The sequence below is a fragment of the Coleofasciculus sp. B1-GNL1-01 genome (genome assembly GCF_040220235.1).
GTDB lineage: Bacteria > Cyanobacteriota > Cyanobacteriia > Cyanobacteriales > Coleofasciculaceae > Coleofasciculus.
The window spans coordinates 1-10,981 of record NZ_JAVJTO010000025.1 but is presented as its reverse complement, the minus strand read 5'-3'; the positions used below and the strand labels follow the sequence as shown (position 1 = coordinate 10,981).

9 protein-coding genes and 1 pseudogene are annotated in these 10,981 nt (G+C 45.2%); 6 read left to right on the top strand and 4 right to left on the bottom strand.

From position 1 onward, the window contains the following. Window positions 1-19: 19 nt before the first annotated feature. Entirely contained in the window at window positions 20-721 is a 702-nt protein-coding gene (locus tag RID53_RS05790) for a Uma2 family endonuclease (protein ID WP_446387214.1), read from the bottom strand. A gap of 204 nt (window positions 722-925) precedes the next feature. On the opposite strand from RID53_RS05790, the gene RID53_RS05785 reads away from it, so the two are divergent. After that, on the top strand, window positions 926-1,066 hold the full coding sequence (locus tag RID53_RS05785) for a helix-turn-helix domain-containing protein (protein WP_446387212.1): 141 nt from the start codon (window positions 926-928) through the stop codon (window positions 1,064-1,066). Between the two features lie 36 nt (window positions 1,067-1,102). Then, window positions 1,103-2,347 carry an RNA-guided endonuclease InsQ/TnpB family protein gene (locus tag RID53_RS05780; RefSeq protein WP_446387213.1) on the top strand — a complete coding sequence of 415 codons (1,245 nt, stop codon included), beginning with the start codon at window positions 1,103-1,105 and terminating at the stop codon, window positions 2,345-2,347. A gap of 194 nt (window positions 2,348-2,541) precedes the next feature. Here the strand turns inward: RID53_RS05780 and RID53_RS05775 are convergent, their stop codons facing one another. Both RID53_RS05775 and RID53_RS05770 read right to left on the bottom strand, forming a co-directional pair. Further along, entirely contained in the window at window positions 2,542-2,985 is a 444-nt protein-coding gene (locus RID53_RS05775) for a DUF29 domain-containing protein (RefSeq protein ID WP_446387211.1), read from the bottom strand. Between the two features lie 420 nt (window positions 2,986-3,405). Further along, window positions 3,406-4,197 (bottom strand): DUF4058 family protein, encoded by a 792-nt coding sequence (locus RID53_RS05770; protein ID WP_446387210.1) that lies wholly within the window; start codon window positions 4,195-4,197, stop codon window positions 3,406-3,408. A 579-nt stretch (window positions 4,198-4,776) separates the two neighbouring features. On the opposite strand from RID53_RS05770, the gene RID53_RS05765 reads away from it, so the two are divergent. From RID53_RS05765 to RID53_RS05750, 4 genes are all read left to right on the top strand, one after another. Continuing rightward, the gene (locus tag RID53_RS05765; protein WP_446387209.1) at window positions 4,777-5,622 is read left to right on the top strand and encodes a hypothetical protein; all 846 of its coding nucleotides are present in this window, start codon (window positions 4,777-4,779) and stop codon (window positions 5,620-5,622) included. 99 nt (window positions 5,623-5,721) lie between these two features. After that, the gene (locus RID53_RS05760; RefSeq protein WP_446381703.1) at window positions 5,722-5,991 is read left to right on the top strand and encodes a hypothetical protein; all 270 of its coding nucleotides are present in this window, start codon (window positions 5,722-5,724) and stop codon (window positions 5,989-5,991) included. Window positions 5,992-6,622: 631 nt separating this feature from the next. Next, the gene (locus RID53_RS05755) at window positions 6,623-8,557 is read left to right on the top strand and encodes a polysaccharide biosynthesis protein (RefSeq protein WP_446387208.1); all 1,935 of its coding nucleotides are present in this window, start codon (window positions 6,623-6,625) and stop codon (window positions 8,555-8,557) included. A 26-nt stretch (window positions 8,558-8,583) separates the two neighbouring features. Next, complete coding sequence (locus RID53_RS05750) at window positions 8,584-10,569, top strand: O-antigen ligase family protein (RefSeq protein ID WP_446387207.1); 1,986 nt, start codon at window positions 8,584-8,586, stop codon at window positions 10,567-10,569. A gap of 287 nt (window positions 10,570-10,856) precedes the next feature. Here RID53_RS05750 and RID53_RS05745 read toward each other — a convergent pair. Then, window positions 10,857-10,981 (bottom strand): annotated as a pseudogene (locus tag RID53_RS05745) (RNA-guided endonuclease InsQ/TnpB family protein); the annotation flags it as partial.

Genomic DNA, 10,981 nt, shown 5'->3' with positions numbered 1-10,981 from the left:
TGGCTGGGGGAACTTCAGTTTAACGGTTACTGGAGCGACGCTCTCGATAATTCCTCCACATATCCTGATGCTCTGGCGAACCAAGTCCCTCCTGTAGCACACTTAGAACTCGCGACATCTCTCCCCGCAACAGCGCCTGCATATCCAACCGTAACCCTGGAAAAAAGAGACTACTCAACATTCCCAAGGAATCCGCTTGCTGCTGTCGATACTCCCCCTGCTCCAGAATATACCAGCGAAACACTCTATCCTGCACCAACCACACCAGATACTCCCGTACCCCATTGCGCCGATAAGCCCGTAACTTATCATGAAGATCGTAAGACGCACTACTGGCGGCAATTTCCCCAATTAGCTCTGGCGCTCCTTCAACATAGTCATCCTCACTAATTCGCGATCGCCCCCCACTCTGTTCATCTAGCCGCAGCAACGCATCCGGCTGCGGTTCATTATCTAAATCCAGGCGTACCGTCGCATTATCAGCTACCTCAACCCCTGGAGTCGAAGCCGCATAAACTTCCAGCCAAGCAATAATTTTGCCATGGGGTTTGCCATGTCGGTTGTAGCGTAGAGGTGATGGCACGTAAACGACTCCTTCGATTAATTCCGCTTTTTTCAGATCAGGCATCAGATTATAGCGTCGCTCAAATTCAGCACGACTCAAGCGATCGCCATTCTCTAAAGTAGGAATTAATTGTTGGTCAAGACTAGCCGGATTCATTTTCCCTCCCGTAAGCGTCACACCTTCAGGATATCTTGGTCGCACCAATCAATCCTCTTCTCCAGCCAGTCGTTTAGCTGACTCGGCAAGAAGCCTCACGCCATAATCTTCGATTTGGCGTTGAGATGAATTGCCAGTGGGGGGGATTTATCCCCCTCAATCAACAATTCAACCATGCTATTATAGTGTAGGGAGGTGATAATTTTGAAGCGAAGCAAAGACACATTTAAGCTAAATTATCAGTATCGAATTGTTCCTAACAAGCAACAGTCAGTTCAATTAAATGAATGGCTGTATAAATTATGCCGAATACACAATTTGATGCTAGAAGAACGGTTTAACTGATGGGACTGTAATCGTTCCCCTGTCAATGCTTGCTCAATCCTTGTCACCCATCTGCCAGAGCTAAAAGAGCAGCCATCATACTATAGCCAAAAACGGGCTGCTCATTGGTCAAGAGAGTCTCATCATCGCCTATATGATGGCGTTCACTCTCAAGTTATTCAGGAGGCAATCAAGAGAGTAGAGGATACGTTCAATCGTTTCCTAAAAGGTGATTTCAAACGGCGACGGAGTGGTAAACCTAGATTCAAGTCTGTTAAGCGATACAGAACAATCTCTTTCCCTCAGCTTAAGGCGGATTGCCTTACAGTTATTACCAATCCTCATAAGCGCAAGAACGGGGAAGCCAGACGGAACATTGCACAAATCAATCTACCTAAGATTGGTCAGGTTAAGGTCATTTATCACCGCCCAATCCCGGAAGGGTTCACCATTAAAGCAGCGCTGATTTCTCGGAAAGCAGATGGTTGGTACATAGCGCTAACACTTGAAGATAAGTCTGTTCCAAGTTTAACGTCGCCAGAGATAGAGGCGACTGAGGATAATTCTATTGGAATTGATGTAGGTCTAGAGAAGTTTTGGACGGCATCTGATGGAACCGTAGAAGCTATTCAACAGCACTATCGCAAGTCCGAAGACAAATTAGCCAAGCTTCAAAACCGCAAAGACAAGAAGCCTCACAAGTCGGCATCGCGACGGAAACTAGCTAAGAAAATAGCTAAACACCATCAGAAGTTACAACGGAAGCGTAAGCAGTTCCATTATGAATCAGCAACGCGGCTGGTGAGCCGGGACGAACAAGTGTTCTTTGTTGAGGATATCAAGTCCGCTAACTTATCACAGCAAAATAAACCCAAGCAGGATGAAGATGGAAAATATTTACCAAATGGGCAGAGTGCCAAGTCAGGTTTAAACAAATCAATCAATGATGCTGGTTGGGGTCAATTCTTGTCAATTCTCGCTTACAAAGCCGCAAAAGCTGGTAAGACGGTGGTGAAAGTTAAACCCTATAATACAAGCCAGGTATGCTCTTGTTGTAATCGTCTAGTTAAAAAAGATTTGTCAGTCCGAATACACGAGTGTCTATGCGGATTAATTCTAGACAGAGATTGGAACGCTGCGATTAACATCAAGAGAGTGGGGCTGGACATATTCCCCTGCACAGCATTTTCAAATCCGGCTGGGTATTTGATTTTTAGCTCTTCCATTTTCGTGTTCGTTCCCCTCTTTCCTCGACTATCTATTTGGATTTCCACAATCAGCGGGCGACCCGACCGTCTGTAGGGGCGGGTTTTACCTATAACATTCTCTTCAAAACTAGTAACTTATGTAAACCCGCCCTGTTTCTAGAGTTGTTCATTGGTGCAAGCGGGTCGCCCCTACCTGACCCCAGGTGTTTTGGCTCATCCCTAACGGGTGCGATCGCGTTCGGGGGAGACTCCTATTTCTCCTCCCCATTATCACAGTAGTTACGAAAACTAATGACAATCCGGCAGAAACTCTTGAGCCAAAATCTCTTCTATCTCAAAAGGACAGGATAAGGGAAATGTCGTCTCAGGAAGACCCGTTTCTCTACAGGCATCTCGCACAGCTTTCGGATACACCCTTGCCAATCCCTGCTCCAACTCGCCTCTTAAACTCGGACTATCTAGCAATAGGGTTTCAATTTCATCACGCTGATGATCAATCGTCACTAGCCAAGTTTTGCTTTGTTTGTCGGGTTGATATTGCCACTTGAGCAGGTGCATGACTAAAACCTGTAAGCGGCTGCGAAGTTGACGGAGGTCACACTTGCCCATACTTTCTAACTCTTCAGCAATATGCTCCACATCAATTTCGGACAAACAGCCTCGCCGCAGTAATTCTACATTTTTACGAATCCAAGCATAGAAGTCCAGATCGTATTCAGCCTCTAGATTCATCGTTCTCATGCTCCAATCAATATAAATCTATTTTCTAGCCGTCGTCTAATCGGCACAATTCAAATTATTGATCAGGCTGTATAAAATACTATTTTAGCTGGTATAAATCCGGCTGGGTATTTGATTTCCCTCTGGAATCAATGATAACTTGGTGGGTTACGGCGGATTTATTATTGAACGGTTCATTTCCTAAATTTAATACCGCCTAACCCACCCTACGGGTCACGGTTGATTGGGGTCTATAGGACGGTACATTTTCCCATGATATAGATAGAATAATGGCTCTCAGCCTTGTAGTGCGAGCATCTTGCTCGCTACAGGGCATCTTGCTCGCTACAGGGCATCTTGCTCGCTACAGGGCATCTTGCTCGCTACCCATTCCCAATTTAAATGCGTGACAGCTTACACTCTTCTTAACAATTATCGCCATCCACTCTCTTCCAACAGGGTAGCCGCCCAAGCTGCATCATCTGCTTTGAGAGGGGGTACGGGTTCACTTCCATAATCCACGGCTAAGTCAAAGCTGGCTCTGTCATAGACTTGGGTGAATAACTCCTGTAAATCCACGATAGGTTCCACATCGGTTGACTTTAAGGGCAGCGGAAAAACCGGAACTTTATCACGAACCCCAAACCTATACAACTGAGCTAGGGGTCGTTGGTCGCTACGACTGATTAGGATATTATAATCACTAGGCGGTCTTTCTCCCAAAATCAGCATCGGCTTTCCCCCCCTAAGCAAATCAATTTCGACTAAATGAGTAAAACTGCCTAAAACCTCCAGGCGCTTGCGAGAATAAGCTTGACGCCCCACACCCGCACGCTTATTTTTCGGGGACAGGATTTCTATAGCTGTCACCACCGCCCCCGTTCCAATTTCTCGAATTTCTAAATAACTCTCCCTGACTTCTTCCGGCATCGGTATTCTAACCGTTACAGGTTCATTTTGAGTTAATACGGTCGCCGTTGATGAAGTTGTTGATGAGTTCTGATTTGGGGTTGAACCTCTAGACACAACAGCCACATCGGGAAGCCCGACTAACGCGGCGTCTGACAGATCAGTGTAGGTTCGTTTTTCAACAGCGACTCGGTATTTAGGGCGCAGTTGCGGACCCAAAAAATCGGCTAGGTTCACGATTAACCGACTATGAACCTCCGCCCATAATTCGGAATGTTCTAAATAAGGGTCTATACCCGGAAAGGGAGAAGGCATCTGAATTACCTCAACTTAGGTATTTTAAGTAGCCAATCGGAATTTCCATTTACACGCTCTGTTCTAATTTCCATTTATATCATCCTTCACTACCCAATCGGATGGCACTCCTTCAACGAACAGTAAAGAATGTCCTAACCTGTCTTAGTACCGCTATATCTTCACTAATTCGCGATCGCCCCCACAAGTCTCATCTAAGTGCAGCAACGCATCTGACCCAACTACATTTTTATCTGGAATCAATGATAACTTAGTGGGTTACGGCGGATTTATTATTGAATGGTTCATTTCCTAAATTTAATACCGCCTAACCCACCCTACTGGCGTGGCACAGCTAAAATTGTGGAATAGATTTGACCATTGAATCGGGCGCCTAGCTTTCATGATCTAGCTGGGTTGTTGCTACCCCATTTGAAAGAGTAGTATATCCCAAAGTTAGCACTAGAGTTTCTGATTGTCCCTTGCAGATCTAGAAAGTTTAATTGACATCAGTCACTTATTAAATCTCATGGTGCTACAGCCAAGGCGCTGTATGCTAGTTTTAATCATGAGCATCGGTGTAGGAGGAAAACGGAATTGATGCAAAACACAGAACTGAGAACGATTGAGGATGAAGATGAAATTTCCTTGCTCGATATTATTCAGTTTTTCCGCCGCAACTGGACGTTTATGGCATGGGGAACACTGGGACTCTCAGCCGTCGCGATCGCGCTATCCCTGCTGATGCCCAAACAATACCAGAAACAGCTCACCCTCTCAGTCACCCCGGTTCCTATCTCTGTCTCTGGTATCCCTGGCGTTGATATCCAGCAAGCCAGCAATAAAACGGTGAAACTGTTGGAGAATCACTACGACAAAATCGATGAAACTGAGGTCAAACCCACCTATAACACGGAAACCCAGCAGATCGACATCACCGTGCGATCGCCCGATACTGGTTTCTTAGCTGAAGTGGGTTCTCAAGTCTCTACCCTGCTCCAGCAGGAGTTTAAAGGCATATTTGGTCAAGCGATCGCCAATAGTCTCTTCAGCACCGAGCTAGAAATCCAGAAACAGCAACAAGTTCTCGAACAACTCAACCAACAAATTGCTCAAGTTCGTGATCCCAATGGCATCGATCCCCAACGGATTAGAACGGCTGTCAGGCTTGAGGCACTTGAGACACAGCGAGCAGAAGTCTTGGCTCGCATTGCCAGCCTAGAATTTGACAAACAGTATCTCGAACCCGCCCAGGAAGATCTAGCGGAGTTTACCTCTCAAATCATCTCCATCCAACTCTTAAGCGAATCCAAAGTTGAACCAACGCGCTCTATAGTACAAATCGCCGTACTAGCTGCGATCGCCAGTTTCATGGTTGCCATCCTCGCTGCGATTATCCGCGATCAAGCCAGACGCCTCAAGGATGAGTTATCCCAGAAAAAGTAGCTACGCTTAGGGAACTAAAGTTCCCACTACGAACCTGCTGTTTTCTTTAATGACCTTAAGGCAAAATTAAAATAGCTGTATTGTCTATGCCACTAATCTATGACCACCACTAAAGAACAATTGCTGATTGCGATCGAATCCACCCCAGAACCCATTCTGGAGCAAATTCTTGACTATCTCGAATACCTCAAAACCCGATCCACCCGCCCTGCTACTCGAGCTAGAACCGTTCCGATTCCGGATGGGGAACCCATTTTGCGTGGCTCCAAAGCCAAAGATTTGCTAAGATTCGCTGGAACTTGGCAGGGCGAAGACTTCGAGGAATGCCTTCAACGTGTTTACGAGACTCGTTCCCCATCCGAATTCTGATGTATTTGCTCGATAAGCTGTTCGGCATTTAAACCATAATGTCAAGAATTGCGAGATCCTTGTAGTGCGTTTAGCGAAGCCATGCCGCAGGCTTTAGCGAAGCCATGCCGCAGGCTTTGCATCTTGCTCGCTACTAATACCCAATTTAAATGCATTACAGCTTACCAACCACTGTAGCCGCATCATCTTCGGCGAACCGACTCTCATTCAACAGCTACAAGTTCACAGTGATGCAGGTGTTGCCACCAGTGTCATCGTCTGTGGAGAACTCTTCTACATGGCAGCTAAATCTGAGCGAACAACAGCTAACCTCCAGCAAGTTAGAGCGTTTCTAGACATGATGTTTCTATCGACAACGATTTCCAACGCCTTCAACAGGTAGAACCTTTTGCCTTAGAATCGTGGGGTTAGGGAGGGGTCAGATCAAGGTATTACAACTGTTTGAACTGAAATTGAGACCAATGAATCTGTTTTCTACCGATAGGGGTTCAATTCCCGGAGCGATCGCCACCGAAAACCTTTTGGGCAACTGATATGCTTATCTGTGGGGAACAAAATTGATCCTAGCCAGGACGTTAAAGCCAATGTATCATACCTTGTTGCAGCCAGTATCGCCTTAGAGGTGCCGTTCATGCCCCAAAAAAGGCTCTTTCCGTCCGTATATCGATTGGGACAACTCGGACTTGATGGATTTGTAGCTTGGTCAGCTTGCAGCCTTGCTTTTTGGTTCCGCTTTGATGGTCATATTCCTGCTTCTCACCAAACCCTGGCTTGGATGCTGCCCCTATTGGCGATTCCAGGGCGTTTACTGTTCCACGCTACCTTTGGTTTGTACAGGCAAGTCTGGCGTCTGTTTGGGCTGAAAGATGCTACTACCCTATGCCAGTCCATTACCCTTTATTCCTTAGTAGTTCTGGTTATCACTCGTTTAGTGATTCCCCGTTTTACGTCCTTTTCGGGAATTCCTTTGGGTGTGGCGGTGATTGACTGGAGTTTTTGTGTAATGGGGATGATTGCCTTGCGCTACAGCCGTCGTCGGTTAGTTCGGTATCATCCACGCGATCGCACAGCTTCACCCAGAGATTCCCAGCGGGTACTATTAGTGGGCGCGGGGCGGGCTGGATCACAAATTGTCCAGGAAGTCAACCAAAATCGCCAGCTTAACTTAGAAATTCTCGGTTTTCTGGATGATGATCCAACGAAGATAGGACGTAAGGTGGAGGGTATTCCGGTTCTGGGTACAACATCTCAACTTGTACCCATCGCCCAACGCCTCAACGCCGATGAAGTGCTAATTTCTATGCCCTCAGCTAAGGCATCCCAAATCCGTAAATTAGTGGATTTTGCCCAGGGTAGCGCCCTGAAACTGAAAGTGCTACCGGGACAAGCCGAACTGTTGTGCGATCGCTCCCTGACTCCCCAAGCTAGACCCATCCAAATCCAGGATATCCTGGGACGCCCGGAGATTAAACTCGACTTTGCCGATGAATTTAATCAGCAATTCCCCTCCGCGCGATCGCAAGTCTATCAGCGCACGGTTCTAGTTACGGGTGCAGGGGGTACGATTGGCTCAGAAATCTGTCGCCAGCTTGCCCGTCTCGAACCCCAACACCTCCTATTACTGGGACGCGGGGAAAATAGTATTTTCAACATTGAGCAAGAACTGCGCCACGACTTCCCCAACCTGAAGGCGACACCAATTATTGCCGATATCCGCCATCAGCGTCGTATCCAGACAATCTTCCAAACCTGGCAACCGGAACTTGTCTTCCATGCAGCAGCTCACAAACATGTCCCCTTAATGCAGCATAACCCCACTGAAGCCCTAGAGAACAATGCTTTGGCGTCGGCTCATCTGGCACAACTGGCGGAACAACAGGGTGTAGATACCTTTGTCCTCATTTCTACTGATAAAGCCGTTGATCCCTGTAACTTTATGGGCTTAAGTAAGCGTTTAGCCGAACTCCTGGTTAAAGCGTGCGCCGCCAAAAGCCAAACCCGCTTTCTTGTGGTACGCTTTGGCAACGTTTTAGGGAGTCGCGGTAGTGTGATCCCGATTTTCCAGGCACAAATTGCCCGAGGCGGTCCTGTCACCGTGACTGATCCCAGCATGACCCGTTATTTCATGACCACTCCTGAAGCCTCTCAGCTTGTCATTCAAAGCCTTGCTGTGGGACAATCCGGTCAAACCCTAATTTTGGATATGGGTCAACCTGTAAAAATCTTAGACTTGGCAGAACAAATGATCCACCTTACGGGTTTCATGCCAGAACTAGATATCCCAATTAAGATTACCGGATTGCGTCCCGGTGAGAAACTGCATGAATCGTTAGTCTGTGCAACAGAACAAGTCATACCCACTGCTCACCCCAAAATCCTAGCGGTTTCCAGTCAACCGCCATCACCCTTATCTCGGGAAAAGGCGATCGCGACGCTCTTAGACGCGACTAAGGCTAGCTTACCTCCTGATTGTCTCTGGAAAACCGCTCAACATTGTATTACTGTTCTGGCAGATTATCCAGTATGTAAACAGCTAGCTATGGAACAGGGAATGGGCAACAGATAATACTTCACTTCAATGTATATTCGCTGATGACTAAGGTAATAAAATTTCACTTTTTCGCTTCAACAATCTTTCTAAGTATTTGCTTCATTCTCCAAATCTTTTTCAACGCTTATAATACCTTGCCTTGGGTTAATATAGTTCTATTTTTAGGATTGCTGATCTCAACGATAATTAATCCTATTTATGGTATATGCATTTTAGTATTTTTACTTCCCTTCACAGCAGGGTTTTTCCATCAAACTCAAGCCCTATTTAATATCGCCATTCCCATGGTAGATAGTTTGAGCCTTGATGGTGTGATTGGGGTTTTATTCGGGGTATTACTCCTATATACTTTCACCAATAGATTGAAACTTGATAGGAATAAAAGCTGGGATAAAGCTAGTCTCCTTGAATCCATACTAATTGCTTTTCATCTTATCATTATTATAACTATCGCTATTGCTATATCTCGCAATCTTTACCAGTCGGTATCTCCCTACTCTGTTAAAGGATTTTTCTACAATCTTGCTAATATCCGTTATCTCAGCTTTCATGATGACTATTTTCCGCTCAGAGATCTGGTTATTTTTACCGCTGCGATTACACTCAGCATCAGGTTACTCAACCTAATCCGCACCCCGTCACAGTTAAAACAAAGCCTATTAATACCTCTGGCTATCGCGACAACTATCATTTTAGGTTATGCACTGTGGTCAAAGTTAACGGGACTTGGCTACAATCGAGATGGCGTCGCTACTGGTGTCAACAGTTTTCTCCCCGATATTCACGCTTATGGAGGATATGCTCTAGCCGCTGTTATGGGGGGACTCTATTATTTAAGCAGCACTAATGTCTTGATTAAATGGATAGCCGGGGCTTTTTCATTACTGGCGGTTGCTGGAGTCGTTGTTAGTGCTTCTCGCTTTGCGATCGTCATGTTAGGTATTGTCGTTATTAGTTATTTATTTTTTGTTTTCCGGACTAAAAACCGAGGTAAGATAACAACAGTTATCCTTAGTATTATTCTAGTTTTAGGAACAGCTTATTTAAGTGTTCACTGGGATAACAGAGGCTTATTCAGCCGACTTTATTCAGTGTTCCACTCTCAATCGTTTGAAGACTTTAACACTGCTCTAAGTCAGCGCCCTGACATATTTCGTTCCAATCTATTAATGTATAGCCACTATCCTATTCTGGGTTTAGGCAAAGGCATTTTTTATCGTCAAAGTTCAATCGCTGAGTTTAGCCAATCTCATTTCTTTGCCCAATATAATGGAGAAAATGCCCATAACTACTTTTTACAAATTCTGGTTGAAATGGGTTTGATCGGGTTGGTTATTTTTTGTACCCTCTTTCTTTACCAAGGTCTGTACCTGAGGAATAAACACACAGGAATCATAACCCTACTGATATTGGGACTATTTTCGGGAAATCTCTATGGTCATTCCCTTTTGCTCCCTAACCTGCTTTTCCTACTGTTTATCTTACTAGGAGCATCCAATATAGATAAAGAACCAGAAAAATCAATTTCCCCGACAATCCGGCTAATACAGTTACCTAAGACTTGGCGTTATTTCCTTATAGCAATGACAACAACCCTAATCGTCGGAGCAATTTATGAAGTAAAAACTAGCTATGGTAAACTTCCTTTCCAATCACAGTTTTTCTGTTATAAACCTGCTGAATACAGCGATCGCCAGACGAGCGGTCTGTTTAAAGAAACCTATACAGTCACTGGAAAATATCTCATGCTCAATTATATTGTCCATCATGCCGATGCTCAAAGGCGTCCTCTGACGATTGACTTCAACTTAGAACAACAAGGACAAACGATTGCTTACTACCAACGCTTGATTAATTCTCCAGGTGAGTATCAGGAAAGTTTAGATATCTCTCAATTAAAAACAGGTTCTAACATTTCACTACAAATTAAAACTTCAAGGTGCTTCACACCGATGAATTTAGGAGTTGGTTTAGATAAAAGACCTTTGGGTATTCAGTTAAACAAGGTTTTGCAGGATAGCAGATAACTTCAAGATAGATAATTGGCTCAGCCTTTTTTTTTAAAGGAAATGAATAAAAAAAGTTGCTACTTCTGATCCAAAACCGACTCCTGTTTGCTCTGATTTAGGCTCAGTCAAATAAGTACAAACTACACCCGACACCCGATTTACCCAAACCCAAAGTAGAATGGTACTGATTTAAGGCTGGTGGGCAATGCCCACCCTACAGTATATCAAGGGTTTTGGCACTGCCCAAATGCTTATCGAGCGTGCTACTAACCCTAAGCAGGATCTGTATTTGACACTCACCCGGCTTAAAGCGCGGGTGATTCTTCCGTCATAGGGATTCCAATGAATTTACCCTCAGAAAGCATCTTGACCGTGTGTCCCACGGCTGCAAGTCCACGAATACAGACTACTTGGGCGGCTGCTACATCTC

Coding starts and splice junctions, on each gene's coding strand:
- RID53_RS05790 (WP_446387214.1), bottom strand. CDS start 721: ATGAATCCGGCTAGTCTTGACCAACAATTAATTCCTACTTTAGAGAAT.
- RID53_RS05775 (WP_446387211.1), bottom strand. CDS start 2,985: ATGAATCTAGAGGCTGAATACGATCTGGACTTCTATGCTTGGATTCGT.
- RID53_RS05770 (WP_446387210.1), bottom strand. CDS start 4,197: ATGCCTTCTCCCTTTCCGGGTATAGACCCTTATTTAGAACATTCCGAA.
- RID53_RS05765 (WP_446387209.1), top strand. CDS start 4,777: ATGCAAAACACAGAACTGAGAACGATTGAGGATGAAGATGAAATTTCC.
- RID53_RS05760 (WP_446381703.1), top strand. CDS start 5,722: ATGACCACCACTAAAGAACAATTGCTGATTGCGATCGAATCCACCCCA.
- RID53_RS05755 (WP_446387208.1), top strand. CDS start 6,623: ATGCCCCAAAAAAGGCTCTTTCCGTCCGTATATCGATTGGGACAACTC.
- RID53_RS05750 (WP_446387207.1), top strand. CDS start 8,584: ATGACTAAGGTAATAAAATTTCACTTTTTCGCTTCAACAATCTTTCTA.